At 59.2% G+C, this 24,349-nt stretch carries 25 protein-coding genes; 13 read left to right on the top strand and 12 right to left on the bottom strand.

Features of this window, described 5'->3' with window-relative positions; translation table 11 throughout:
- Positions 1 to 156: 156 nt before the first annotated feature.
- From SZ64_RS05865 to SZ64_RS05880, 5 genes are read right to left on the bottom strand one after another with little or no spacing between them, the layout of a single operon-like run.
- A complete protein-coding gene (locus SZ64_RS05865) occupies positions 157 to 1,920 on the bottom strand; it encodes a bifunctional DNA primase/polymerase (RefSeq protein ID WP_054529958.1) in 1,764 nt (587 codons plus the stop codon).
- Positions 1,917 to 2,048: a hypothetical protein gene (locus tag SZ64_RS19020; RefSeq protein WP_277813736.1), complete on the bottom strand. Its 132-nt coding sequence runs from the start codon at positions 2,046 to 2,048 to the stop codon at positions 1,917 to 1,919. The genes SZ64_RS05865 and SZ64_RS19020 overlap by 4 nt, the downstream gene beginning before the upstream one ends.
- Positions 2,049 to 2,068: 20 nt before the next feature.
- Positions 2,069 to 2,254, bottom strand: coding sequence for a hypothetical protein (locus SZ64_RS05870; protein WP_054529959.1), 186 nt, complete (start codon positions 2,252 to 2,254; stop codon positions 2,069 to 2,071).
- A gap of 36 nt (positions 2,255 to 2,290) precedes the next feature.
- The gene (locus SZ64_RS05875; protein ID WP_054529960.1) at positions 2,291 to 2,917 is read right to left on the bottom strand and encodes a hypothetical protein; all 627 of its coding nucleotides are present in this window, start codon (positions 2,915 to 2,917) and stop codon (positions 2,291 to 2,293) included.
- Complete coding sequence (locus SZ64_RS05880) at positions 2,904 to 4,049, bottom strand: site-specific integrase (protein WP_054529961.1); 1,146 nt, start codon at positions 4,047 to 4,049, stop codon at positions 2,904 to 2,906. Before SZ64_RS05880 ends, SZ64_RS05875 begins: the two co-directional genes overlap by 14 nt.
- Positions 4,050 to 4,439: 390 nt before the next feature.
- Here SZ64_RS05880 and SZ64_RS05885 point away from each other — a divergent pair, with 390 nt between their 5' ends.
- The 4 genes from SZ64_RS05885 to SZ64_RS05900 all read left to right on the top strand — a co-directional run bounded on the left by SZ64_RS05885 (position 4,440) and on the right by SZ64_RS05900 (position 8,946).
- The gene (locus SZ64_RS05885; protein ID WP_054529962.1) at positions 4,440 to 5,291 is read left to right on the top strand and encodes a hypothetical protein; all 852 of its coding nucleotides are present in this window, start codon (positions 4,440 to 4,442) and stop codon (positions 5,289 to 5,291) included.
- A gap of 241 nt (positions 5,292 to 5,532) precedes the next feature.
- Entirely contained in the window at positions 5,533 to 6,198 is a 666-nt protein-coding gene (locus SZ64_RS05890) for a hypothetical protein (protein ID WP_054529963.1), read from the top strand.
- A 14-nt stretch (positions 6,199 to 6,212) separates the two neighbouring features.
- Positions 6,213 to 7,916, top strand: coding sequence for a hypothetical protein (locus SZ64_RS05895; protein WP_156313551.1), 1,704 nt, complete (start codon positions 6,213 to 6,215; stop codon positions 7,914 to 7,916).
- 409 nt (positions 7,917 to 8,325) lie between these two features.
- Positions 8,326 to 8,946, top strand: coding sequence for an outer membrane beta-barrel protein (locus SZ64_RS05900; RefSeq protein ID WP_162225078.1), 621 nt, complete (start codon positions 8,326 to 8,328; stop codon positions 8,944 to 8,946).
- A gap of 85 nt (positions 8,947 to 9,031) precedes the next feature.
- Here the strand turns inward: SZ64_RS05900 and SZ64_RS05905 are convergent, their stop codons facing one another.
- Genes SZ64_RS05905 through SZ64_RS05915 form a run of 3 tightly spaced genes read right to left on the bottom strand, consistent with a single transcriptional unit; the run spans position 9,032 to position 10,723 of the window.
- Positions 9,032 to 9,799 carry a hypothetical protein gene (locus SZ64_RS05905; RefSeq protein WP_156313552.1) on the bottom strand — a complete coding sequence of 256 codons (768 nt, stop codon included), beginning with the start codon at positions 9,797 to 9,799 and terminating at the stop codon, positions 9,032 to 9,034.
- Positions 9,799 to 10,164: a DUF6152 family protein gene (locus SZ64_RS05910; RefSeq protein WP_156313553.1), complete on the bottom strand. Its 366-nt coding sequence runs from the start codon at positions 10,162 to 10,164 to the stop codon at positions 9,799 to 9,801. The genes SZ64_RS05905 and SZ64_RS05910 overlap by 1 nt, the downstream gene beginning before the upstream one ends.
- Positions 10,165 to 10,219: 55 nt before the next feature.
- Positions 10,220 to 10,723 (bottom strand): flavin reductase family protein, encoded by a 504-nt coding sequence (locus tag SZ64_RS05915; protein WP_054529968.1) that lies wholly within the window; start codon positions 10,721 to 10,723, stop codon positions 10,220 to 10,222.
- 114 nt (positions 10,724 to 10,837) lie between these two features.
- On the opposite strand from SZ64_RS05915, the gene ribB reads away from it, so the two are divergent.
- The 4 genes from ribB to SZ64_RS05935 all read left to right on the top strand — a co-directional run bounded on the left by ribB (position 10,838) and on the right by SZ64_RS05935 (position 14,332).
- The gene (gene ribB / locus SZ64_RS05920; protein WP_054529969.1) at positions 10,838 to 12,148 is read left to right on the top strand and encodes a 3,4-dihydroxy-2-butanone-4-phosphate synthase; all 1,311 of its coding nucleotides are present in this window, start codon (positions 10,838 to 10,840) and stop codon (positions 12,146 to 12,148) included.
- Positions 12,148 to 12,567 (top strand): 6,7-dimethyl-8-ribityllumazine synthase, encoded by a 420-nt coding sequence (gene ribH / locus SZ64_RS05925; RefSeq protein ID WP_054529970.1) that lies wholly within the window; start codon positions 12,148 to 12,150, stop codon positions 12,565 to 12,567. Before ribB ends, ribH begins: the two co-directional genes overlap by 1 nt.
- A complete protein-coding gene (locus SZ64_RS05930) occupies positions 12,564 to 13,490 on the top strand; it encodes an aldo/keto reductase (protein ID WP_054529971.1) in 927 nt (308 codons plus the stop codon). The genes ribH and SZ64_RS05930 overlap by 4 nt, the downstream gene beginning before the upstream one ends.
- A 230-nt stretch (positions 13,491 to 13,720) precedes the next feature.
- Positions 13,721 to 14,332, top strand: coding sequence for a hypothetical protein (locus SZ64_RS05935; RefSeq protein ID WP_156313554.1), 612 nt, complete (start codon positions 13,721 to 13,723; stop codon positions 14,330 to 14,332).
- Positions 14,333 to 14,365: 33 nt separating this feature from the next.
- Here the strand turns inward: SZ64_RS05935 and SZ64_RS05940 are convergent, their stop codons facing one another.
- Together SZ64_RS05940 and eno are read right to left on the bottom strand one after the other, a co-directional pair.
- Positions 14,366 to 16,438: a M13 family metallopeptidase gene (locus SZ64_RS05940; RefSeq protein WP_054529973.1), complete on the bottom strand. Its 2,073-nt coding sequence runs from the start codon at positions 16,436 to 16,438 to the stop codon at positions 14,366 to 14,368.
- Positions 16,439 to 16,581: 143 nt separating this feature from the next.
- Positions 16,582 to 17,868 carry a phosphopyruvate hydratase gene (gene eno / locus SZ64_RS05945; protein WP_054529974.1) on the bottom strand — a complete coding sequence of 429 codons (1,287 nt, stop codon included), beginning with the start codon at positions 17,866 to 17,868 and terminating at the stop codon, positions 16,582 to 16,584.
- A 167-nt stretch (positions 17,869 to 18,035) separates the two neighbouring features.
- Here eno and SZ64_RS05950 point away from each other — a divergent pair, with 167 nt between their 5' ends.
- The 5 genes from SZ64_RS05950 to SZ64_RS05970 all read left to right on the top strand — a co-directional run bounded on the left by SZ64_RS05950 (position 18,036) and on the right by SZ64_RS05970 (position 20,127).
- Complete coding sequence (locus SZ64_RS05950) at positions 18,036 to 18,569, top strand: hypothetical protein (RefSeq protein WP_054529975.1); 534 nt, start codon at positions 18,036 to 18,038, stop codon at positions 18,567 to 18,569.
- Between the two features lie 40 nt (positions 18,570 to 18,609).
- On the top strand, positions 18,610 to 19,029 hold the full coding sequence (locus SZ64_RS05955; protein ID WP_054529976.1) for a phage holin family protein: 420 nt from the start codon (positions 18,610 to 18,612) through the stop codon (positions 19,027 to 19,029).
- A complete protein-coding gene (locus SZ64_RS05960) occupies positions 19,026 to 19,385 on the top strand; it encodes a hypothetical protein (protein ID WP_054529977.1) in 360 nt (119 codons plus the stop codon). The genes SZ64_RS05955 and SZ64_RS05960 overlap by 4 nt, the downstream gene beginning before the upstream one ends.
- Positions 19,378 to 19,809 carry a hypothetical protein gene (locus tag SZ64_RS05965; protein WP_054529978.1) on the top strand — a complete coding sequence of 144 codons (432 nt, stop codon included), beginning with the start codon at positions 19,378 to 19,380 and terminating at the stop codon, positions 19,807 to 19,809. Before SZ64_RS05960 ends, SZ64_RS05965 begins: the two co-directional genes overlap by 8 nt.
- A 90-nt stretch (positions 19,810 to 19,899) precedes the next feature.
- On the top strand, positions 19,900 to 20,127 hold the full coding sequence (locus SZ64_RS05970) for a DUF4170 domain-containing protein (RefSeq protein ID WP_054529979.1): 228 nt from the start codon (positions 19,900 to 19,902) through the stop codon (positions 20,125 to 20,127).
- A gap of 227 nt (positions 20,128 to 20,354) precedes the next feature.
- On the opposite strand, the gene greA is transcribed toward SZ64_RS05970, so the two are convergent.
- Together greA and carB are read right to left on the bottom strand one after the other, a co-directional pair.
- The gene (gene greA / locus SZ64_RS05975) at positions 20,355 to 20,822 is read right to left on the bottom strand and encodes a transcription elongation factor GreA (RefSeq protein ID WP_054529980.1); all 468 of its coding nucleotides are present in this window, start codon (positions 20,820 to 20,822) and stop codon (positions 20,355 to 20,357) included.
- A gap of 124 nt (positions 20,823 to 20,946) precedes the next feature.
- Positions 20,947 to 24,273: a carbamoyl-phosphate synthase large subunit gene (gene carB, locus SZ64_RS05980; protein WP_054529981.1), complete on the bottom strand. Its 3,327-nt coding sequence runs from the start codon at positions 24,271 to 24,273 to the stop codon at positions 20,947 to 20,949.
- Positions 24,274 to 24,349 lie beyond the last annotated feature (76 nt).

Genomic DNA, 24,349 nt, shown 5'->3' on the forward strand with positions numbered 1-24,349 from the left:
AGGCATCGGCCTCCCCGGTGCCTCCCCTCGCCCAACTTTTCCGGTTTTCATGATTTCAACGCGGCACGCATCGTGAAAAGTGCCAGGGCGGGGGACGTGCGTAATGCGACTTTCCGCCCTCCCCGGCGATGAAACTTGGAAACTTGAAAAGTTGGATCACTCAGGCGGGAGCGACCAAAACCATTTTTTGCCCTCCTTGGCTGAGATGATGCCCAGATCCTTTCGGGCGCGGTCCATGGTGGTCGCACTGATCGCTCGCGCCTCCCCTTGCGATTTAAGTTTGGCCGCGGCCTTCCGACCGTCCGCTAGCGCACCCAGTAGGAATTGCTTTGCGACCTCTCGCTCATCTTGATCCGGTCCCCTTGTTGCGGGTGTTCCAGAGAAGAACGCATCCGCATCGATTGTCTCGAACCGATCAAAGGCAATTTTTGGTTGCTGGCCGTTTTGTCCGTCCGCGTCGCCCATCGTGAAAAGCATGGCGTCGCCGCGCTCGAAGTTCGTTTTCATGTGAAAAACGATGAACCCGCGCACATCGTCCCGGCGCCGTGCAAGGCCGAATTGGTTGCGTGAGATACCTACGAAGTCGGTCGCACCGATGCCCTTCTTCATCGCCTTGTCATGCTGCCCCTTTCCGAAATGTCGAACCACGAGGATCGCGCAGCGGCGGCGCTCTGCAATATCTTTCAGCCGCTCCATGAACTCGCGGACGTCGACATTGTTGCTAGCGTCCACGTCGCCAGTGATGAACGCCTGAATGGGGTCGAGGATCACAAGGCGTGGATCGGCCTTTGCGATTTCCCCATCCAGCCATTCGGCCATTTCCGGCGTCAGCTTAAACGTCCGCGTCTGGATGAACACTCGATCGAGGTCGGCCCCATTGGCTTCCAACCGCTTCTTGATGACCGCACCGGGTAGGTCTTCGAAATTAAACAGGAAGCAGTTGGCTGGCGGCCGTAGCTTTCCGTTGGGCAAGAGACGTCCCCGACTAATTTCAGAAACTAGCCAGCCTGTGAACTGGCTCTTGCCATCGCCGGGATCTCCATCCAGCAGTCCCAATGTCCCGAGGCAGATATAGGGATACCAGAGCCATTCCAGCTTCTCGTCGGGCACCTCGGAGAATGGACGAATGCCGGGCAAGGGCTTAACCGGGTAACGCGACACACTGCGCGCAATTTGTCGAACTTCGCGATCAGCCAAAGGCTTCTCGGACATTGTCCGGTTGAGGGTTTTCAAGGTTTCCAATACCGCTGGTTGCGGCACCCCCTTTCCATGCATGTATCCAGCGAACTTTGTGAGAGTGTCGTTACGCAGCCCAACCGGGATGGGGCCGCCCACGCCTTCTTCTGTCCGCTCGTCACGCCGTTTGCCAATTTCCGCGATGTTCTGCGGCAAGGCAGCTATCGGATTGTCCTCCCACAGCGCATAGATTGCGCCTGAGACATGAACCGAGCTTGGCCCGACGACATAGCACCCGGGCCCGCTCTTGACGTCAAGTTTGGTCTGCACACCGTTCCGGGCAGGCATTTCGCCGCGATAATAGAAGTGGAAACCACGGGTCGTTTTCACAGTGAATGTTTGCGGTAGGTGATAGGCGGAGCGGAATTCCCGCAGTGCCTCCTTACTGTCGAAGTCCATCACCGCCAGCCCTTTGGTGGCGACGGCATAGTTCATTTCTGGGTGCTTTCTATGCCATCGGCGGATTGTTTTCAGGTCGGTTGTCGCGCCCTTGACCCCGTTGAGAACCAAAGAAGTGATCGGGTGCTTTCCAGCGCTTTCGCATTCGTCGGTTCCGCATCCGCAGCGGCCCCCGACAATACCATGGACCGGCAAGACAGGAATATCCTGCCCAGCGAACCATTCCATCATGCTGAGGGCGCTGGCGCTCCGATCTAGCTGAAAGTGCAAGGTCTTGCTGCTCATTGCCCAGCCTCTTCGCTCGACGGATAATGCTCTTGCAGCCATGCTTCTGCGGCCCCGATGTCCTCAGGCGCCTCGATCTCGAATAGGAACACGCGCTCCCACTCACGCCCGGTTTCGGGATCCTGCATCGGGCGAACGAAGGCGACTATTACCGTCCCGCCTTCAGTCCCTTGATGAACTCGTCGACCTCGTCGGCCAGCCAGTATGTCTTCGCGCCGATTTTCACTCTGGTCGGCCACAGGCCTTTTGCTTCGAGCCTTAGCAGCGTCGAATTGTGCAACTTTACGCCTCGCCGACGAAGATCGGCGTGGTCGATCACGGTTGGGTTTGTCATTCAATTTACGGCTCCGTCGAATGGGAGCCAGAACAGTTAGCGGGAAATGGCCGGCGGGTCGCAACTGTCGGTTCCCGAATTCGATTTCGGGAATTCTTGTTCAAGGGTGCTGCGATAAGCCAGCAACGCACTCACGTAAGGCTGGAGCTTGCTATAGGACGGAGGCTTGCTCTCCCCCTTTTCCATTTGAGCCCTTATCGACTGAGTGATCTGATCAGCGGTTTGGTTGGTGCCGTGCTCGTCGAGATATGCGAGAATCTGCACAACGATAGGCGGCCAATCGTATCCGTTGCGCCCGCCCCTAGAAGTCAATGGTATTTGCATCGCGGACGGGAAGCGTAGTCGGCACGGCCGATAGAATTCATTCACGTCACCGACCAGCGATTCCCCGCCGTGAAAATGGCGCACCTGTTCGGCAGAAAGCGGTGCATAGTTCGCTTTAGAAATCTCGGCCTCGACGGTGACCACGCCGTCCCACACCAGCGTCAGTAACTCGCGAACCGCTGCCATGCCGCGTTGCTTGGTAGGCGGCCAAGTATTTAAACCTAGTCGCCAGTGATCGAGATACTCCTTGCCAGACCATTGTTCGGGAAAGAGACGCAATCCAATCCGATCCATCGCCTCCCTGACGCTCAAGGTTTGATAATCATCAGGCAAGGCCATTCAGAAAACTTCCCCACTTGTCCAAAGCATCACGCCGTTCGGCGTCATAGCCGTAGCGATTATATACGGCAGCCACCCCGGAAATCGTTCCCGAAATATGGTTCAAAACTTTCTCGACAACGTGAGGCGCGATCCCAGCCCTCGCCATCCCCGAAGCCGCCGTCCGGCGAAGGTCATGAAGCCGCCATTCAGAGGTCTCAGACTCCGTCTGGATATGTCGCAACGCCTTACTGAACCCGCTAATCGGCGAGCGCCGCGTTGTCGTGAACACCCAGTCGCAGTCAGGGAAGCGCGGAACTTCAGCAAGCAGTCGCAGCGCAAAGTCGTTGAGTGGGACAACGTGCGGCTTGCCGTTCTTGGACAGGTCCGCAGGGATGACCCATTGCTTTGCATCAAGATCAAAGTGGCTCCACTTCATCTGCGACACCTCGCCGCGCCGTTGTGCGGTCGCCAGCAGCAGAGGCACGAACTGGCGAAAGGGATAGGCATCCCTGGAGCAGACCTGCAGCACGGCGAGAATTTCGTCGTCCGTCAGCACCCGCTCCCGGGCCTGTTCCCGCGTGGGCGGTTTGATTCCCATGACGGGCGAAACATCAACGATGCCGCGCTCCACACACCAGTTGAAAAGCTTGCGCAAGTTTGAATGGATGCGGTTGGCCTGATAGGATGCACCTCGTTCAATGGCCCCGTCCATCAATTCAAGGATGTCGTGCCGCATGATCTCACGAATGTCGCGCTGCCCATGCACAGCGACGAACTCGCGTTGCAAAATACGCTCAGCCTCTCTCCAACTACGATTGCGCGGACGCGCATATTGACGAATGAAGTCACCGCAAATGGCTTCAACTGTCATCCCGAGCTGACGACGACGCGCGGCAGGATCAATCCCCTCATCCACCAATCGCAATGCTTCAATTGCCTTATCGCGGGCTTGAAGGAGCGAAATCCGGGGGTGGACGCCAATGGACAAACGGCGTTGTTTCAAGCCGTAGCGATACTTGACCGTGAAAACCTTCCTGCCTGTAGGGAACACCCGAAGGCTAAACCCCGGACATAGCAGATCGTGAACTTCATACCGCTTTGTCTGCGGCTTGAACGTTTCGATTGCCTTCGCGCTGAGTGCTTTCCGCACGTGCCGTTTCCTTTCAACGGCACGTCAATAATCACGGATTTCTGCCATTCTCAAAGAAAATCCTGATCGCGGACGGAATGCATCAGAAAACTATGTCCTGCGTCATCAATCGCGTGACAACCGGGGGGGTACTTAGAATCAAGCTCGGTCAAACAACCACGCATCATGTGCTGCGCAATAGGCTGCGGAAATTCGGCCCCATGTAATTTCGTGATAATCTATCTCTCAAATCGCGTCATGGCCGATGGGATCCGAGCGTCCGCGCCGGGCTGTGATCTTCGGGTCAGTCATATCTTTTTCGCAGAGCAATCACGGTCGGAGACAATTTGGATTGGACAAAACGTGAACATAATTCGTGACAAGATCCCTTAGCGATGGCAATCTTTCGACATGATAAATCTCCGCTCAATCATCGACCGCATCAACGCACTGCTTGCAGAGGACACGGAAGCCAGCGTTACCTATGCAGCGCTCGAAGCGCGGCTTGCGATAGAAAAGGTCGTGTACGATCGCCTTCGCCAGCGCCACGACTACATTTCACACGATCAGCTGAAGAGATGGCAGCCCGGCGCTGTGGTCAACACTCTGCTGGAAGAAGTTGACGCGAACGTCACTTTGACGAGCAAGCTCAGCATGGCCAAAACTCCTGTGAAAGAAGGCGTCAGGCCAGAAGATGAGGAATATGTCGAACTCGGCACAGAGATCGGTTTCAATCCCAAGCGCATAACGAAGATGTGGAATGCGCTCGCGCGACTAGCATTGCATGTGCGCCTGCCCGAACATCGTGATGACCACATATCCGCCTACGGCGATAAGGCGCAGATACGAGCTAAAGTCGCTGAGGTAGTTGAGGAGCTAGAGCGACTAGCGAAGGGCACTATCGTCACGTCCGGTTACGGCCCTGAAGTTTCCTTTGAATGTGATTGCGGTGAAACAAACAAGCGTCGGGCGGAATTACTGCGCGATGGACAACACGTTCATTGCATCAATCCCGAATGCGAGGAGACTTGGAAGGCGATCAAAAAGGATGGCGATGACATTGAATTTGAGCGCGTCACTATCCCGATTGAGTGCGCTGGCTGCAAGGTAAGGCTCGACATACCTTGGCGCTGGCTGATCACAATGAAACCCGACCAGATGGCAAATATCGGATGCCATGCATGTGGCCACAGAAATCATGTGAAGTGGCAACTCGCGCAAGCGAAGCCACCAACGGGCGAGGCGGAGGCCCGCCCGATATAGGTTTGGCATGAGAAATGAGGTCATCAGGAAACCGCCAGATCGGGCGATTAGACTGCACAATGAAACGTGCCCCTACTGCGGGACGTTGCTCACCCGAAACACAAGAACCAAAGAGCATGTTGTCGGCAGGCGATTCGTGCCGCGCGGATCACTCCATCAGCATTGGAATTTGATCGTTTGGGCCTGCGAGCCCTGCAATCGCCACAAGGCCGAGTTAGAGGATGACCTTTCGGCGATCTCAATGCAGCCCGATCCTTGGGGAGTTCATGCACGCGATGATGTTCGCCTGCGCGATGAAGCCGAGCGCAAGGCCAAGACTAAAAGCCGCCGCAGCGGAAAGCCCGTCAAAGATAGTCAGGAGCAATTCTCGATCTCGCATACGTTTGGCGGCGCAGAATTCAAATTCAGCTTCACATCAGCTCCGCAGGCAGATGAGGCTCGCGTCATTGAGCTGGTGCGAATGCAAGTCATGGCGTTCTTCTATTGGATCACGATCCAGCCAGAAGAGGTCAATGGGCGCTTCTGGCAGGGCAGTTTCTTTCCTCTCCAACCCGTTCGACGAGCTGACTGGGGCAACGAACAGGTCCAATTCTTCATGACGGAAACGAAGGGTTGGGACTGGAGAGTCCATGCCGTCACTGCCGATGGCTATTTCAAGCTAGCGATCAAAAAACACATCGACGAGCTGATTTGGTCGTTCGCCGTCGAGTGGAATGAGAGCTACCGGATCGTCGGTTTTTTCGGCGACACCGCAGGTCTAATCAAGCTGCGGGATCGGCTTCCCGAGATGGCCATGCAAACAATTCACGTGAAAGGTGATGATTGGGTTCGCCATCGCCGCGAGGTGCCGTTGTCAGATGATGATGACAAGTTGTTCGATCCACCCGATGATGTGGCCTTCGAATAGTATTGGAGCTGCTAGTGTCGCTTGCCGTGGTCGAAGAGGAAGTGCGCCGATTCCTATCGGACAAAACGCCAGAGGTGCTTTGCATCAAGGGCAAATGGGGTGTGGGCAAGACTTTCGGTTGGCGTGCGTTCTTGCGTAAAGCAAGAGACGACAAAAAGCTCGCGCTCGACAGCTATTCCTATGTTTCACTTTTTGGCCTGAATTCCCTCGATGATCTCCGCTTCGCGTTGTTTGAGCGGACGGTAACCGGGAAAAACATCGGCGAGGACCCCACGCCACTGACCTTCAAGTCGGTGATCAAGGATCGTGATATCTGGCGAAAGCTCAAGCCGATCGCCCAAGGGGCAGCAGGCGTATTCAATCTGGGCAGCGTTACAGATGCGCTCGCCAAAGGTGCGACTCTATTTGTGCGCGATCAGCTTATTTGTTTCGACGATCTGGAACGTGCTGGCACTGGTCTCGGGACGCGAGAGGTCCTAGGCCTTGCTTCGCTTCTCAAGGAAGAGCGGCATTGCAAGGTCGTGCTGCTGCTAAACGACGAAGAACATCGGGAAAAAGATGAGTTCACACTGCAGCTAGAAAAGGTCGCAGATGTCACTCTAAATTTTGTCCCGACACCTGCCGAAGCAGCGACCATCGCCCTCACTTCCGACCAACTGCTGCTCGACCTGCTCAAACCGCGGATCGAAGAGCTAGGCATCATAAACATTCGGGTCATCAGAAAGATCGAGCGGCTGGCCCAGCGCCTTGTCGCACTGCTTCAAGGCTATGATGCGGTCATTGTTAGCGAAGCTGTCGCCACTTTGGTCCTAGCCAGTTGGTCGGTTCAGCAACCGAGCCTGGCTCCGACGATCGAATTCCTACGGGGTTACAACGAATTGATGATGAGCGCCCATTTCGGCGAAAAGCCTGCCGATCCAGACACCGAGCGATTTCAAAAAATGATTGCCGATTATCCCTTCAAATGGGCCAATGACCTCGACCATGCGGTCATGGACGGGGCCGAGGCTGGATATTTTGTAGAAACCAACATCAAGGAAGCCGCTGATCGCGTTTCCATCGAACTCAAGCGCAATAATCGAAACAGCGATTACAGCCGAACTTGGCAGGAGCTATATCATGGCTCGCTTGCGACGGATGACGATGAATTCCTTGATGCTCTGCACCGAAACGCGATCAAGGACGCCGGCATCACCAATGCGGTCAACATCAACAGTGCCATCTATATGCTGCGTGACGCCGGGCGGCCCGATCAAGCTGCTGAGGTCGTCGATGCCTTCATGCTCGCACACGCAGACGAACGGCCGGAATTCTTTGATCTCTCCGACCATTTCAGCCGCAGCGACTCGATAGAAGATGGCCTGCGAGACGCTTTCGAAGCGGCGCGCGCGGAATATGTCGATCCGCGTGACCCGCTCGATGTTCTGCGAGAAATAGGTGCGCGGCAGGGCTGGGATCAACGTGATGTAATGCTGATGTCAAAGCAGAGCACTGACGATTTCGAACGCATGTTCGAAGCACTGAAAGGTGACGAAGTTCGCCAATCCATTGAAGCTATTCGCCTGCTTGCACGCAGTGAACGGCCTGAAAGTGACACGATCGAAAGAGCGACCACAGAGGCATTGAAACGGATAGCAGGGAAATCTCGGCTGCGGGCGCGGAAAGTTGCGAGGTTTGGAGTAAAGCCGGGCGACGATGAGGCTATTGATACTCCATAGTTCCTGCACTCTATCGGGCTTCCCATCCGCCTCCCCGGCGAGGACTCCAGATGAACTGCTATGGGGTCCCAATGGGGCATCAGAAGCCAACAATTAGCTGCTACAGACCGCAATGGTCTGAAACTTGTTGCAAACGTTTAGGCCGCGCGATTGCGTTGCCCGCGCAACCGATTGCAACGAATTACCAAGCTTTACCAAGACCTTAAGGCCAGCTCTTAATCAGCGGGTCCTAGGTTCGAGCCCTAGTGCGTCCACCAAACCCTTCCCTACCAGATACCGGCCTTTCTGACCAATACATCGGTCTGCGCGTCTGCGAATACGGCCAATCCCATAGGGCCAGCCTCAGCAAATCCTAATGCTGGCGAATTATTGCCCATCCTTGATCCTCGTGGGACAAGGAGACAGGACAATGAAGAAATTGGCAGGCGTCTTTGCCTGTATCGCTGGTACGATGGTGGCAATGCCCACCCATGCCGAGGAAACCCGCAAGAGCGTTGAGGTATTTGCAGGCCCGGTCATCGGCTACGATGCGGTGCGACTGGATGATACTGTTATCGCGGTCGATGATGACGGCGTGATGTACGGCTTCGTGGGCGGTGTCGACTATCAGTTCAACAACTCCTTCTTCGGCGGAATCGAAGCGGAATATGCTGATTCCGACACAGGAGACTCGGTGACTGACGTACTGGTCGCAGGAGACAAGTTCAGCCTGCTGGCCGACCGGCAGATCTATGTCGGCGCGCGTATCGGCATGCGCCTCGACGATAATTCCAAGGTCTATCTGAAGGGCGGCTATGTCAGCTCCAAGATCAAGGCCACGTATGATGACGGCATCGATCCGGTTTCCGACAGCGTCGATGTCAGCGGCTTCCTGCTGGGCGCCGGGGTTGATTTCCGCGTCACAGGCAACTTCATGTTGCGCGGGGAATATCGCTATTCAGAATTCAACAACATCAACGTCGCGGGTTACAATACCGGCATCGACGCAACCCGGCATCAGGTGGTGGGCGGGGTTCTCTACGGCTTCTGATCAATTGCACTGGCGGGTGTGCATCAGACACCCGCCAGCCTATCCAAGGGAAATACAGGGCGGCGCCCCTTGATGGCTCAGCGGATTATTCCCCGCCCTCGCCCTGTGTCCCATCGAGCTGCTGGTACTCCATGGCGATGCTGGGATCGCAATCGTATGGATAGACGTACTGATCCGGATAGCGCTTCCACTGGATGATCCGGGCACCGTTGTTATCGAGCACGTCCGGATCCTCGAACCATTGGATCGCCAGCAGCGTTCCGTCAGCCAGCTTGCGATAACGTTCGACCATGTGGATGTTCTCCGAATGGTCGAGGCCGTTATTCGTGATGGTCGAAGGCGCAATATGCGTTGTATCGATCACCAAATCGTCACCTTCCCAATGGCCAAGGGAATGCCCCATCTTGGAATGCGGGGCGTCGGCCGGCGGATGGCTGCGGCCATCCATGAAGACGATCCGAACCTGATCGAAATATTCGTATTTGAATACGATCATCGCGTCGGACTGATATATCTCGAAGGGGAACGGCCCCTGAATCGAATAGACGACCGATGGAGCCAGGCAAACACGAGACAGTTTCATCTCGTCGGTCGGCTTCCACGCCTCCGCCTTTGCCAGCGCATCGGGCTTAAGCTTCAACCCGCCATATTCGTTCTCGGGAAACTCGACGACGCCCGTATCCTCGATCACGACCGTATTGGGTGGCAACTGCCCAACCATCGCCTGCGCATCGGCAGGCGGTTTGCCAAAATCGAGGTTCCAGAATCCGCTGAAATCCGGATGGCTCTCCGCCTGCACCGGGGATGCAAAGATTGCGGCAAGAGGAAGCAATGCAGAAGTAACACGGCGCATCAGCTGTCACCCTGGCCGAAAGGAGCCGTGCCGATCAGCTTCCCGCTGGCATTAAACGCCTGCTTCAGCCGGAGATAGGGCTTACCATCGCGCGACACCCACCCTTCGATCGAGATCGTTTCGCCCGGCTTGATGACGTCCCGGCTCCACCCCCGGCGAACAAGCACTACAGGCGCGTTGGTTTCAGCGCGCCAATGCACCACTTTCCCATCCGCTCCCTTCACGTCCAGCGCGATGGTTCCGTGCGGATTGGTAAAGCGGAACTCCGTCACTGTGCCTTTGATGGTAATAATCTTGGCCGGATCGAAAAAAGCCGCGAAGGAATGATGCGCCTGCACCCCTGCGGGCACCAGCGCGGCCAGCATGGCGACAACCATGGTCCGGAATTTCAGCATCGCAATCAACTCCCCCTTTGCGCCCTTATATGTGTTGGTCGGGCGCTTCGGTGATGTCGATATACCTTCCGTCGTAATATGTCAGCGGCTTAGCGTTTTCGCGGTGCCGGGCCGAAATCAGCTCTCCGATGAAGATCGTGTGCGTGCCGAACGTATGGCGATGTGCCAGCTTGCAGACCAGGCTGGACTGCGCAGAGGCAAGCACCGGAACGCCATGTTCTTCGGTCCAGTCGCCCACGTTGAAGCGTTCTTCACCGATGCCGACCTGCATAAAGCTTTCCGCCACGTCGCGATTGCCGACGCCCAGCACATTGACGCAGAACCTGTCGGCAAAGCCGAGCGGCTCGTGCAGCGTGGATGCGCGGTTGATGCAGACCAGCAGTGAGGGCGGATCGAAACTTAGCGAACTTACCGCAGTGGCGATAATGCCGAACTTTTCGCCGCCATGCCCGGTCGTCACGGCATAGACGGTCGCCGCGACGTGGCGCATCGCGTTGCGAAAGGCACCTAGAATCTCGTCCTGACCCATGAAATCTCCATCAAGTGCGGACGGTCATGCTTCCTAATGCCGCCAAGGGCAATCGCCAACAAAATGTGAAAGGCTCAACTTGCAATCACATTATGATGTGATTACGTGGCCTGCATGAGCAACCAGACCATCACTCGCGTCCGCGAGATCGTTAGCGAAGGGCGCATGTCACGCGCTGGCCTCGCCCGCGCAGCCGGGCTTCACGCCAATACATTGCGCGACTGCACCGATCCCGGCTGGAACCCCACGGCCGATACGCTCGCCAAGCTGGAACGCTTCCTCAACGCCAATGACGACGCACCCGTGCTCGTGCCGATCGAACAGATCATCGAAGAGGCCCGCAATGGCCGCATGTACATTCTGGTTGATGACGAGGACCGGGAAAACGAGGGCGATTTGATCGTTCCCGGCCAGATGGCCACTCCGGATGCAATCAACTTCATGGCCACCTATGGCCGTGGCCTGATCTGCCTTGCCCTGACCAAGGCACGCGTGGACCAGCTCGGCCTCGAGCTGATGAGCCGCAACAACCGCACCCGACACGAGACAGCATTTACGACCTCTATCGAGGCGCGCGTGGGCGTAACCACCGGCATCAGTGCGGGCGACCGCGCACGGACCGTCTCCGTCGCTATCGACGCATCCAAGGGGCAGGAGGACATCGTCACACCCGGCCATGTCTTTCCTCTGGTGGCCAAGGATGGCGGCGTGCTGGTCCGCGCGGGCCACACCGAGGCCTCGGTCGACATTTCCCGCCTGGCTGGCCTCAACCCCTCGGGCGTGATCTGCGAGATCATGAATGAAGACGGCACCATGGCGCGGATGGATGACCTGATCCGCTTCGCCCGGCTCCACAATCTCAAGATGGGCACGATCCGCGATCTGATTGCCTATCGCCGCAAGCATGACCATCTGGTGGAGAAAACCGCCGAAACGCGCTTCACCAGCCTGTGGGGCGGTGAATGGCGTGCGGTCAGCTACTATAACAAGGCCACGAAGGCGGAAACCATGGCGCTGGTGAAGGGCAATATCGACCCTGCCCGCCCTACCCTCGTACGAATGCACGCCCTGTCCATCTTCGACGATGTCTTTGCTGACCGATGCGGCAGACACGGCCTGCTGGAAGGTGCGATGAAAGCCATCGGCGAAGACGGAGCTGGCGTGGTCGTGCTCATCAACCGCCCCACCCCTGACTTTGCGAGTCGCGCGATCCGAACCCGCGAGACACCGCCCAGCCAGCGCGACAGCAGCGACGAAATGGCGCAGGAACAGCGCGACTATGGCGTGGGCGCGCAGATCCTGGCCGAACTTGGCGTGCGCGACATGATCCTGCTCACCAACACCCAACATTCCCTCGTCGGGCTGGAAGGATACGACCTTTCCATCGTCGGCGAGCGTCCCATTGAAATCGAAGGAGCCGCCTGATGGCCAATTTCCTCATCGTCGAAGCCCGCTTCTACGATCACCTGAACGATATGCTGGTGGCAGGCGCCCGCGCCGCGCTGGAGCAAGCGGGCCACCGGGTTGAAGTGCTCACCGTACCCGGCGCGCTGGAAGTGCCCGGCGCCATCGCCCTTGCCAGCGAAAGCGGCCGGTATGACGGCTATGTCGGCATCGGCGTGGTGATCCGCGGCGAAACCTATCATTTCGAAATCGTCGCAGGAGAAAGTGCGCGTGGGATCATGGCGCTGACCATGGACGGACTTGCGATCGGCAACGGTATCCTTACCGTGGAGAACGAAGCGCAGGCTCTGGTCCGTGCCGATCCCGCCCAGAAGGACAAGGGCGGCGAAGCGGCGAAGGCAGCCATGGCCCTGCTGGCGATCAGGGAGAAATATGCATGACCTCACATCCTGCAATCGGCGGCATCCGCCTGTGTCTGGGCGGAAACGTCTTCGGCTGGACCGCCGATGAGGATGCGAGCTTCGCAGTGCTCGACAAGTTCTATGCCGCAGGCGGACGCATGGTCGATACGGCGCAAGGCTATTCCGACTGGGCGCCCGGCCATGTCGGCGGCGAAAGCGAGGCTGTGATCGGCAAGTGGCTGGAAGCGCGCGGCGTGCGCTCCGACATGCTGATCGCCACCAAGACAGGCATGCATTGCGAACCGGGCGACCTTGCCCCGGAAAAGGTGGCTGCCGAACTGGAAAAGTCGCTGGAACGCCTGCGCAGCGATTATGTCGATCTCTATTACGCCCATCGCGACGATGCGACCGTGCCGCTGGACGAAGTGGCCGCCGGCTTCGATGCGCTGGTGAAAGCCGGCAAGGCGCGTGAACTGGGCGCGTCCAACTTCACGGCCGACCGCATGATTGCCGCAATCGAAACCGCCGAGGCCGCAGGGCAGACTGCCTACAGCGTGCTGCAGAACGAATATAACCTCGTCCGGCGCAGCGATTACGAAGGGCCTGTGCAGAATCTCTGCGTGGCGCGCGGGATTGCCGCCCTGCCCTATTTCGGCCTCGCCTCCGGCTTCCTGACCGGCAAGTACCGCTCGCGCGACGATTTCGCCCAGTCGGCCCGCGGATATGGGATGGACCGGTTCTTCGAACAGGGCCAGCCGATCCTTGCCGTGATGGACGGGATTGCGGCTGAAACCGGCGCAAGCCATGCAGCCATCGCCCTCGCCTGGATCAATGCCCAGCCCGGCATTGCCGCGCCCATCGCCAGTGCCCGCACGCCTGAACAACTCGACGCGCTGCTGGAAGCGGTCACGCTGGAACTCAGCGCAGAACAGGTCGCCAAGCTTACTGCGGCAGGCGCATAATCGCCACTGGTTCACGCGGGCGAGTAGCTCACTCACCCGCGTGAACCGCACTCCATCAGGCTCGCAAATAGGCAGCCCCTTCCGGCAATTCAGCCTCGCGCTTGCGAGTCGCGCGTGGGCCGTGCGATTTGACGAAATCCAAATTGCTGAATTCAGGCTCCGAATGACCAGCCATCGACTATTCAGCAAATCAGGCGCATTTCTCTAAGTATAAATACGGGAGAAATGCCATGATACGCTTTGCTTCAATGGTATTCGGTTCGGCCCTTGCACTGGCAACCGCCACTCCAGCCCTCGCCGCCTCGGATTATCTTCTGGTGATCGACGGCGTCGACGGAGAAAGCTCCAGCGCGGCCCCGCTCGAAAGCTGGTCTTTCGGGCAGAGCAATCCCTCAAGCACGATGGCCAGCGGCAGAACAGTGGCTCCGCGCGATGCCCAGTCCGGCATGGCCACAGGCAAGCTGCGGGAATCGCCGACGAGGGCGAGCACTGGCGTTGCCTTAGCTGGCGGTGGGGATTGCGACGATACCGACTGCAAGGGCCGCCCGGACAGGGTTGCCGACGTGGATGGCGACGGTGCGCTGGATTTCGCCCAAGCCACGCGGCTCGATCAGATCGGCCCGCTCACACTGACCTTGTCCGCCACATCCGATGCGGCGCGCATGCTGTGCGGCAAGACCGGCCATCTGCGCAGCGGGCACATCGTCAAATCCGACGGGACGATCTACGATCTCAGCAACTTCGCCTTCGGCGCCTGCACCACGCAGGGCAGCTTCGTGAGGCTCGCTGCCGGCGATGGGAAGATCAAGCACAAGACGGGGCACGTCACTCTCATCAAGTGATGCACCCCGTCCGTTATTGGCGGATTTGAGGACTTACCAGACCCGCACGCGCTCTTCCGGCGTGAGATAGAGCTTGTCGCCCGGTTTCACGTCGAAGGCCGTGTACCAGGCATCCAGATTGCGCACGGTCAGAGCGCGATACATGCCCGGTGCATGGCCATCCGTCGCGATGCGCTGGCGCAGGGCGGCATCGCGCATCTTGGTGGCCCAAGCCTGCGCATAGGCGATGAAGAAGCGTTGATCGCCAGTGAAGCCGTCGATCACCGGCGCTTCCTTGCCACCCAGCGACGCACGATAGGCATCATAGGCGGCAGCAAGACCGGCCACGTCAGCAATGTTTTCGCCAAGGGTCAGCTTGCCGTTCACATGCAAGCCGGGGAACGGCTCGTATCCGTCAAACTGGGCGGCCAGCTTCATCCCTGCATCTTCGAACTTCTTGCGGTCCGCATCGGTCCACCAATTGCGCAGCGCGCCGGTGGAATCGAATTCCGCGCCATTGTTGTCGAAGCTGTGGCTGATCTCGTGGCCGATCACCGCACCGATCGCGCCGTAATTATAGGCGGGATCTGCCTTGGGATCGAAGAAGGGGCGCTGCAGGATCGCCGCAGGGAAATTGAGTGCGTTCTGCACCGGCAGGTTCACCGCGTTCACCGTCTGCGGCGTCATCCACCATTCGCCCTTGTCCATCGGCTTGCCGATCTTGGCCAGCTGGTGGGCATATTCAGCCTTCTGCGCGGCCTGCACATCGGCATAGGGGCTGGCAGCCGCGATTTTCACCTTCGAGAAATCACGCCAGTTTTCAGGATAGCCGACGCCGACCTGAATGGTCTCCACCTTCTTCAGCGCTTCCGCCTTGGTAGCAGGATCGAGCCAGTCGATCGCCTGCACCCGCACGCCGAAGGCCTGCTTGATATTGCCCACGATCCCTTCGATCTGAGCCTTGGCAGAGGCCGGGAAATATTTGGTCACGTAGAGCTGGCCCAGATCATCCCCCAGCAGATCGCTCACTACCGCCAGCGCCCGCTTGTCGCGGCTGCGCTGCTCGGGCGTGCCGGAAAGGGTCGTGCCGTAGAAGCCGAAGCGCAGCTGGTCGAACTTCGCAGGCAGCACGTCCGCACTGGTGCTGATCTGGTGGAAGGCCAGCCAGTCTTTCCAGGCATCCAGCGGCTCGCTGGCGACCAGCTTTGAAAGTCCGGTGATCGCGCCGGGGTGATAGGCGGCGAATTTGCCCTGTTTGCCCAGTTGCGCTGCATCCAGCAGCGCCGCCCAGTCGATCCCCGGAGCGTTCTTTTCCAGATTGGCGCGGGTCCACAAAGTGGCGGATTTGGTGAAGTTCTCACTCTCGTCCCGCGTGGCGTGAGCCTTGGCGATCTTCATTTCGAGATCGAACACTCTGGCCGCCTTGACCTTGGCATCCTTGTCGCCCGCGGCTGCGAACATATCCTCGATATATTTGCGATAGGCACCGCGCAACTTGGCCATCTCGGGATCGGAGGAGAGGTAATATTCCCGCTCCGGCAGTCCCAGCCCGCCTTGCAGGATATAGGGAACCACTTCCCCACCGGAGAGCGCCTGCGTCACGAAGATGCCGAACAGGTTCTCGGTATTGAAATCGGTCGCGTTGAGCGGATCGACATCGGCCCGCAACTGGCTGCCGATGACGGCGGATAGCGCCTTCTTGTCGGAGATCGCCGCAAAGCGGTCCAGATCGGGCTTGATCGGGTTCAGCCCAGCCTTCTCGATGGCCGCCGTGTCCATGTAGGATTTATAGAGATTGCGGATACGCCCTTCGGCCGCGTCATCCGCGGCATCGGAAGCGGCGATATCCTTGATCAGCGCACCGAGCTGCTTTTCCGTCTCGTTAAAGGCGATCACGAAACCGCCTATATTGGAACGGTCGGCCGGAATTTCCGTGGCCTTGTTCCAGGCGCCATTCGCAAAGGCATAGAAATCGTCCCCCGGCTTGACCGAGGTATCCATCCAGCTCTTTTCGATGCCCAGTTCGGTGCCGCTCGCGACCGTCTCGGTGCCCGTGGAGCACGCCACAGGCCCCGCAACGATTGCGGCGGTGCCCAGCAGCAATGCGGCGATCAGGCTCTTTGTCATGTCAGTCCCTTCGTCCGGCAGCGCGCACGATCCCTTGCGGCGCGCAGCATGGTTTCATGCGCAACCTGATAGGACGAAGTTTGACCGAAAAATATCCCGCTCGTCGAGAGCGGGATACGGTTAGTCGAACGAAATCGCGTGGGTCAGGCCGAAAGGCGGCCGAAACAGCCCGCGCCTGCATAGTGCGCGCTGTCGCCCAGTTCTTCCTCGATGCGGATCAGCTGGTTGTACTTCGCAAGCCGGTCAGAACGGGCAAGGCTGCCGGTCTTGATCTGCCCGCAATTGGTGGCGACGGCCAGATCGGCGATGGTCGAATCCTCGGTCTCGCCCGAACGGTGGCTCATCACGGCGGTGTAACCCGCGCGATTGGCAATGGAGACTGCTTCCAGCGTTTCGGTGAGGCTGCCGATCTGGTTCACCTTCACCAGCAGCGAATTGGCCAGGCCCTTATCGATGCCCATGACGAGACGCTTGGGGTTGGTCACGAACAGATCGTCACCCACCAGCTGAACCTTGCCGCCGATCTTGTCTGTCAGCGCCTTCCAGCCTTCGAAATCATCTTCAGCCATGCCGTCTTCGATCGAGCGGATCGGATAGGCGGCACAGAGATCGGCGAGGTAATCGGCCATCTCGCCGGGCGAGAGCGACAGGCCTTCGCCGCTGATTTCATACTTGCCGGCCTTGAAGAATTCGGTCGAAGCGCAATCAAGCGCCAGCGCCACTTCCTCGCCCGGCTTGAAACCGGCCTTGGCGATGGATTCCATCACGAAGTCCAGCGCAGCACGGGTGCTGGCAAGGTTCGGGGCAAAGCCGCCTTCATCGCCCACTGCCGTGGACAGGCCCTTTTCCGAAAGCCCCTTCTTCAGCGTGTGAAAGATTTCCGCACCCCAACGAACCGCCTCTGCGATGCTGTCCGCACCGACCGGCATGATCATGAATTCCTGGAAATCGATCGGATTGTCCGCATGTTCGCCGCCATTGATGATGTTCATCATCGGCACGGGCAGAACATGGGCCGAAACACCGCCAATATAAGAATAGAGCGGCAGGCCGCGAGCATTAGCTGCCGCCTTGGCCACCGCGAGGCTGGTGCCGAGAATGGCGTTGGCGCCCAGACGGGCCTTGTTGTCCGTGTCGTCGAGAGCGATCATGGCGAGATCGATCTCGCGCTGATCTTCGGCGTCGAGGCCCAGAAGCACCTCGGAAATCTCACCGTTCACCGCATCGACGGCCTTCAGCACGCCCTTGCCGAGATAGCGGCCCTTGTCGCCATCGCGCAATTCCACCGCTTCATGGGCACCGGTCGACGCACCGGAAGGCACTGCGGCGCGGCCGAAGCTGCCGTCTTCCAGCAGGACGTCCACTTCTACGGTGGGGTTGCCCCGGCTATCGAGGATTTCACGGCCATGGATATCGATGATTGCGGTCATGGTGAATTAAGGCTCCGACTGCTATGACGCGGTGCAATAATGGAAATGCGGGCCTCCTAGTCAGTGCGACATTGGCAAGCAAGCCACGTTTCCTATCTAAGAAGAGGCAGCATTTCGTTGCTTCGATAACATAGCCACAATCCCGAAGGGTGAAAGGACGCAATCCGATGGCACAGACCCCCGCGAAGACCGGCTCGAAATCCCCCGCCAAGCCCAAGGCTAAGCCCGCCGCCAAAGCGCCCGCCAGCCACACGGCTGAAGCGAAGCAGAAGTTCACCCGCGCACTGGAAGAAGCAAAGGCCGGAGCGGCCGCCCTCACCGCGGAAGCGCGTGATCGCGCCAGCGCCAAGTCGGGCGACTGGGTGGAAGAGGCGAAGGCCTATGGCGAACAGGCCAAGGTAAAGGCAGGCGAACTGGCCGTCGAAGGCAAGGCCCGCACCAGCGACGCAATTGCCGGGCTCGGCAAGCTGGTGGAGGATAACACCCCCACCATCGACGATCGCTTCGGCACGAAATATGGCGATTATGCCCGCACCGCTTCGCGCAAGATGAAGGAAACGGCCGAGAAGATCGACGCCAAGGATCTTGACGAACTGGGCGAGGATGCGCGCGAATTCGTCCGCAAGAGCCCCGGCCTTGCAGTTGGCATCGCGGCAGTTGCAGGCTTCCTCGTCGCCCGCCTGTTCTCCAGCTCGAAGTAATCCGTTGACAGGGGGCCACATGGACGGTTCACCCCGCCCCATGACTGCCCATTCGCCAGACGATCCGACTGCCGGTCCAGCCTCCGTGGAAGATATTCCCGAAGGTGACCGGCAGGAGGATGTCGGCGGGCCTACGTTGGTGGACGAACTGTCTTCCTTGTTCGAAGATGGCCGCACTTATGCGGAAGCAGAAATCGCCTTCCAGAAGACTCGCGCCGCCTTTGTAGGGGAACAGGCCAAAGGCATTGCCGTGACAGGCGGAATTGCCGCGCTGCTGGTGGTGCTGGCGATATTCGCGCTGGTCTTTGGGGCTATCCTGGCGCTCACGCCGCTGGTCGGCGCGTTTGGCGCGACGGGCATCGTATTTGGCGCCTTGCTGATTGCGGCATTCGTGCTGGTGCGGATTGCCCGCGCCAAGGCCAGAGCGATGATACGAGCATTCGGGAACGGGAATTCATGAGCCGCAAGCTCGAGGCCCAATTGGAGGAAGACCGGGCGTTGCGCGACGCTGCACGCGAGGTTTTCTATACCGAGCTTGCCCATGCCCGTTCAGAGGCAACGCCGGAAGCTATCGGCCAGCGGATCGCCAACCGTATCGGTGCGCGCGCCGACGAAGCAAGCAATGCGGCGATTGAATTTGCTGACCGCCACGGCACGACCATGCTGAGCGGTCTGGCCGCTGCCGCAACGGCAGCAGGTTTGTGGCTGGCGCGCAAGCCGATCCTTTCAGGCCTTGCCCGGATGACCGGGAAGCGCAATGAAAAGACAGGGGAATACGGGGCAGTGAACTCCGGCGAGGATAGTGACCATGAGTGATGCCAAGAGAATGGAACTGCGCCAACGGATCGAGGCCGGGAAGGCCCGCCAGGTTGAACGCGGCGCGCTGGCTGAAGGCGCCGCTGCTGCGCGCGACCGGCTTACTTCCGTTGCCCGCGAACATCCCTTGATGCTGATCGCAGGCGGGCTTGCCATCGGCGTGGCTCTCAGCACCCTGATCCCGCGTTCGCCAACTCGCCGCCTCAGCAAGAATGCCGTGAGCATGATCGCCGGGATCGCCGAACTCGGCATCCTGTATGGCAGGCAGGCGATGGAAGCAGCCGACGGTGCAAGCGAGCCTGCGCGCGACCGGTTGGGCCAGATTGGCGGCGTCATTTCCGATGGCGCGGCCAGGTTGAAGCGCAAGCTGGCCCCCGAAAAGCCCGCAGTCGAGGCAGAAGCAGAGATTCCCGCCTCTGAATAGGCGGAACTCTGCCTTCCAAGGCTTGCCAGCGCCCTGCAAATCTCTCTATGCGAGAGATGACCTCTCATTGCATTCTAACAGGGCGAATTGATGGCCAATCAGCTTCTTCACCTCGTCATGGGTGGACGGGTGACCGATCCCATGACTTGCGAATTCCAGGACCTCAAGGACATCCACGTCGTGGGGTTCTTTGACAATTATGCCGCCGCCGAGGAAGCCTGGCGCGGCTGGGCGCAGCGCACTGTGGACGACGCGGAAATGAAATACGTCATCGTCCATCTGCACCGCCTGCTGGAGCCTACGCTCCCCGGCCAGTAATTCGGTAATTCCGGCGCCGGCGATGGAGTGACTTTGCGCGAATTGCGCTTCGCCTCTGTCACCGGGGCCACCATTGCCCAGACGGGATTGCTTAAGCGCCACTTCCCAACCCACCTGCAAGCGCGCTGGGCACACAGCTTCGCATCGCCGCGATTCTGAAATCGGCAGCGACACGAGCGTTAATTACATCACAGGAAAATCGCTGGCGGTCTGAGCCGCCGGCGAAATCAGATGAACTCGATCTTGTCGACGAGATAGAAGCGGTCGCCCGATGGAACGGTCACTTCCACTTCCTCGCCCACCTTGCGGCCGATCAGAGCCTTGCCGAGGGGCGAATTGTACGAAATCCGGCCCTTTTTAACGTCAGCCTCTGTCTGGCCAACGATCTGGTAGCGGCTCGGTTTGTCGTCTTCATCAAGCAGCGTGACCGTCGCACCGAAAATGATGCGGTCGCCCGAAAGCGTAGCAGGATCGATGATCTGCGCACGGCTGACCTTGTCCTCAAGGTCAGCAATCTGGGCCTCAACCTGGCCCTGACGTTCCTTCGCGGCATGATATTCCGCGTTTTCCGAAAGATCGCCATGTTCGCGCGCTTCTTCGATCGCATCCACGATCTTCGGCCGTTCGGCACGCAGCAATTGCAGTTCGGCGGTCAGCATTTCGTAGCCTTCCGCCAGCATGGGGACTTTTTCCATTCAACAACCCCTGAGCCGTTATCGTCTCGTCCCCCGGATCAACCGTTAAAGCCTTCCTTCCGGCCCCACGCAGTTTGCGTGGAGACGGTTTTCTAAGGCGCTCGATTGTTTGGGGGACGCGCTTTCACGAACTGTAATAGTCTTGAAGCGAGCGCACTTCAAGCTGGCTGGATTTAAGTGCCGCAATGGCACGGGCCACGGCATCGGATGCCGCCGCCGTCGTGTAGTATGGCAGCTTCATTTCCAAGGCCGAAGCGCGGATCGACTGGGAGTCCTTCAGGCTCTGCCAACCTTCTGTAGTGTTGAAGATCAGCGCGATCTCACCATCGACGATCATGTCGACAATATTGCGCTGGCCTTCGGCCACTTTCTTCACCCGCTCCACCGCAAGGCCCTGCTCTGCAAGGTATTGCTGTGTGCCGCCGGTCGCGACGATCCGGAAACCGAGTTCGATCAGCAGCTTCACTGCCGGCACGATCACCGGCTTGTCCGTACCCTTGACCGATACGAACACCGTGCCGCCCTGCGGCAGCTTCATGCCCGCACCCATCTGGGATTTTGCAAAGGCAATCGGGAAATCCGTATCGATTCCCATGACTTCACCGGTAGATTTCATTTCCGGGCTGAGGACAGGATCGGTGCCGGGGAAGCGCGCGAAGGGGAACACAGCTTCCTTCACGGCCATATAAGGCACTTCACGCTTGATCGCAGGAAGGTCGGAAAGCTTGGTGCCGGCCATAACGCGCGCCGCCATCTTGGCGACCGGCTGACCGATGGCCTTGGCAACGAACGGCACCGTGCGGCTGGCACGCGGGTTCACCTCAATGAGGTAGACCACGCCATCCTGCACGGCGAACTGGATGTTCATCAGGCCCTTCACGCCCAGCGCCATGGCCAGAGCTTCCGCCTGGTGTTCCATGCCTGTGATGATCTCGGCCGGAAGGCTGTAAGGCGGCAGCGTGCAGGCGCTGTCGCCGGAATGGACGCCTGCCTCTTCGATGTGCTGCATCACGCCTGCCACGACGACCTTTTCGCCATCGCAGAGCGCGTCCACGTCGCATTCGATAGCGTCGCGCAGATATTGGTCGATCAGCACGGGGCTGTCGCCCGAGACGTTCACTGCCGTGGCGATATAGTCATCGAGCTGCGCTTCGCTGTCGACGATTTCCATCGCGCGGCCGCCCAGCACGTAAGACGGCCGGATCAGCACCGGGTAACCGATGCGATTGGCCACCGCCACGGCTTCATCGCGGCTACGTGCGATGCCATTGGCGGGCTGCTTGAGGCCGAGCCTGTTGACGAGGGCGGCAAAACGCTCACGATCTTCGGCAAGGTCAATGGCGTCGGGCGAAGTGCCCAGGATCGGAATGCCCGCATCTTCCAGCGCCTGCGCCAGTTTCAGCGGGGTCTGCCCGCCGAACTGCACGATAACGCCAACCAGCGTGCCGTTGGACTGCTCGACACGCAGGATTTCCAGCACGTCCTCTGCCGTCAGCGGCTCGAAATACAGGCGGTCCGACGTGTCATAGTCGGTCGAAACGGTTTCCGGGTTGCAATTGACCATGATGGTCTCAAACCCGTCTTCCGCCAGCGCGAAACAGGCGTGGCAGCAGCAATAATCGAATTCGATGCCCTGCCCGATCCGGTTCGGGCCACCACCTAGGATCACCACCTTCTTGCGATCCGAAGGCATTGCCTCGGTCTCGGGCGTTCCGAAGGTCGGCGCCTCATAGGTCGAGTACATATAGGGCGTGACTGCCTCAAACTCGGCCGCGCAGCTGTCGATGCGCTTGAACACCGGCAGGACACCCAGCTTGTGGCGCAACTCGCGCACTTCTTCCTCGCTGGTGGCACCGGCCATGGCGCGCAGTGCGTCATGCAGCAGGCCGGAACGCTTGGCCTGGGTTTCGCCCAGCCCACCCGCGACATGCACGGAGCGCACGGCCAGCGTGGCAAGGCGCTTGTCGGAAAAGCCCATCGCCTTCAGGCGGCGCAGACCCGCGGCGTCGCCGGGCAGGCCATCGGTACCGATCTTCTTTTCCTCGGCAATGATCTCTTCGATATGCCGCAGGAACCACGGATCGAAATGCGTGATCGCGTTGATTTCCTCCACGGTGAAGCCTTCGCGGAAGGCCTGCGCGATCTTGAGGATGCGATCCGGCGTCTGCTTGGAAAGGGCCGCAGTGATTTCGTCCCGCCCTGCCCCTTCGAGTTCCAGCACACGGTTGAAGCCGTCCAGCCCGGTTTCCAACCCGCGCAAGGCCTTCTGCATGCTTTCCTTGAAGTTGCGGCCAATGGCCATAACTTCGCCCACCGACTTCATCGCGGTGGAGAGCAGCGGCTCGGCACCCTTGAACTTTTCGAAGGCGAAGCGCGGAATCTTGGTGACGACATAGTCGATCGTCGGCTCGAAACTCGCCGGGGTAGCCCCGGTGATTTCGTTCATGATCTCGTCGAGCGTATAGCCCACGGCCAGCTTGGCCGCGACGCGGGCGATGGGGAAGCCAGTGGCCTTTGAGGCCAGCGCCGAAGAGCGCGACACGCGTGGATTCATTTCGATCACGATCAGGCGGCCATCGGCCGGATTGACCGCGAACTGGACGTTGGACCCGCCCGTTTCCACCCCGATCTCGCGCAGCACATCAATGCTGGCGGTGCGCATGATCTGATATTCCTTGTCGGTCAGCGTCAGCGCCGGCGCGACAGTGATGGAATCGCCCGTATGGACGCCCATCGGATCGACGTTTTCGATCGAACAGATGATGATGGCGTTGTCGTGCCTGTCGCGCACGACTTCCATCTCATACTCCTTCCAACCGAGCAGCGATTCCTCGATGAGCACTTCGGTGGTGGGAGAAGCATCGAGGCCCGAACGGACGATCTTCTCGAACTCGGCCTTGTTATAGGCCACGCCGCCGCCCGTACCGCCCAGCGTGAAGCTGGGGCGGATGATCGAAGGCAGGCCGGTGGTTTCCAGCACCTTGAACGCTTCATCCACCGTGTGCGCCACGCCCGAACGCGCGCTTTCGAGGCCGATCTTGTCCATCGCCTCGCGGAAACGCTGGCGGTCTTCCGCCTTGTCGATCGCATCGGCATTGGCGCCGATCATGGTGACACCGAACTTCTCCAGCGTGCCGTCATTGAACAGGGCCAGCGCACAGTTGAGCGCGGTCTGCCCGCCCATGGTGGGCAGCAGGGCGTCGGGCCGTTCCTTCTCGATGATCTTGGCGACGATTTCCGGCGTGATCGGCTCCACATATGTGGCGTCGGCCATTTCCGGATCGGTCATGATCGTGGCGGGGTTGGAGTTGACGAGGACCACGCGGTAGCCCTCCTCCTTCAGCGCCTTGATTGCCTGAGTGCCGGAATAGTCGAACTCGCAGGCCTGGCCGATAATGATCGGGCCGGCGCCGATGACGAGGATCGAGGAGATGTCTGTGCGTTTGGGCATTCAGCGGCCTTCTATCTGGGCGAATACGGGCAGGGGCTCGGAGAAGAATTGGGCATCCACAGCGCGGCGATGCCCG

Source organism: Erythrobacter sp. SG61-1L, from assembly GCF_001305965.1.
Taxonomy (GTDB): domain Bacteria; phylum Pseudomonadota; class Alphaproteobacteria; order Sphingomonadales; family Sphingomonadaceae; genus Andeanibacterium.

Excerpts from the sequence above, each read along its gene's own strand:
- SZ64_RS05870 (WP_054529959.1), bottom strand. The coding sequence starts at position 2,254 with ATGACAAACCCAACCGTGATCGACCACGCCGATCTTCGTCGGCGAGGC.
- SZ64_RS19020 (WP_277813736.1), bottom strand. The coding sequence starts at position 2,048 with ATGCAGGATCCCGAAACCGGGCGTGAGTGGGAGCGCGTGTTCCTATTC.
- carB (WP_054529981.1), bottom strand. The coding sequence starts at position 24,273 with ATGCCCAAACGCACAGACATCTCCTCGATCCTCGTCATCGGCGCCGGC.
- SZ64_RS05900 (WP_162225078.1), top strand. The coding sequence starts at position 8,326 with ATGAAGAAATTGGCAGGCGTCTTTGCCTGTATCGCTGGTACGATGGTG.
- greA (WP_054529980.1), bottom strand. The coding sequence starts at position 20,822 with ATGGAAAAAGTCCCCATGCTGGCGGAAGGCTACGAAATGCTGACCGCC.
- SZ64_RS05930 (WP_054529971.1), top strand. The coding sequence starts at position 12,564 with ATGACCTCACATCCTGCAATCGGCGGCATCCGCCTGTGTCTGGGCGGA.
- SZ64_RS05910 (WP_156313553.1), bottom strand. The coding sequence starts at position 10,164 with ATGCTGGCCGCGCTGGTGCCCGCAGGGGTGCAGGCGCATCATTCCTTC.
- SZ64_RS05940 (WP_054529973.1), bottom strand. The coding sequence starts at position 16,438 with ATGACAAAGAGCCTGATCGCCGCATTGCTGCTGGGCACCGCCGCAATC.
- eno (WP_054529974.1), bottom strand. The coding sequence starts at position 17,868 with ATGACCGCAATCATCGATATCCATGGCCGTGAAATCCTCGATAGCCGG.
- SZ64_RS05890 (WP_054529963.1), top strand. The coding sequence starts at position 5,533 with ATGCAGCCCGATCCTTGGGGAGTTCATGCACGCGATGATGTTCGCCTG.
- SZ64_RS05950 (WP_054529975.1), top strand. The coding sequence starts at position 18,036 with ATGGCACAGACCCCCGCGAAGACCGGCTCGAAATCCCCCGCCAAGCCC.
- SZ64_RS05965 (WP_054529978.1), top strand. The coding sequence starts at position 19,378 with ATGAGTGATGCCAAGAGAATGGAACTGCGCCAACGGATCGAGGCCGGG.
- SZ64_RS05875 (WP_054529960.1), bottom strand. The coding sequence starts at position 2,917 with ATGGCCTTGCCTGATGATTATCAAACCTTGAGCGTCAGGGAGGCGATG.
- SZ64_RS05905 (WP_156313552.1), bottom strand. The coding sequence starts at position 9,799 with ATGCGCCGTGTTACTTCTGCATTGCTTCCTCTTGCCGCAATCTTTGCA.
- SZ64_RS05865 (WP_054529958.1), bottom strand. The coding sequence starts at position 1,920 with ATGAGCAGCAAGACCTTGCACTTTCAGCTAGATCGGAGCGCCAGCGCC.
- ribH (WP_054529970.1), top strand. The coding sequence starts at position 12,148 with ATGGCCAATTTCCTCATCGTCGAAGCCCGCTTCTACGATCACCTGAAC.
- SZ64_RS05955 (WP_054529976.1), top strand. The coding sequence starts at position 18,610 with ATGACTGCCCATTCGCCAGACGATCCGACTGCCGGTCCAGCCTCCGTG.
- SZ64_RS05970 (WP_054529979.1), top strand. The coding sequence starts at position 19,900 with ATGGCCAATCAGCTTCTTCACCTCGTCATGGGTGGACGGGTGACCGAT.
- ribB (WP_054529969.1), top strand. The coding sequence starts at position 10,838 with ATGAGCAACCAGACCATCACTCGCGTCCGCGAGATCGTTAGCGAAGGG.
- SZ64_RS05885 (WP_054529962.1), top strand. The coding sequence starts at position 4,440 with ATGATAAATCTCCGCTCAATCATCGACCGCATCAACGCACTGCTTGCA.
- SZ64_RS05935 (WP_156313554.1), top strand. The coding sequence starts at position 13,721 with ATGATACGCTTTGCTTCAATGGTATTCGGTTCGGCCCTTGCACTGGCA.
- SZ64_RS05915 (WP_054529968.1), bottom strand. The coding sequence starts at position 10,723 with ATGGGTCAGGACGAGATTCTAGGTGCCTTTCGCAACGCGATGCGCCAC.
- SZ64_RS05960 (WP_054529977.1), top strand. The coding sequence starts at position 19,026 with ATGAGCCGCAAGCTCGAGGCCCAATTGGAGGAAGACCGGGCGTTGCGC.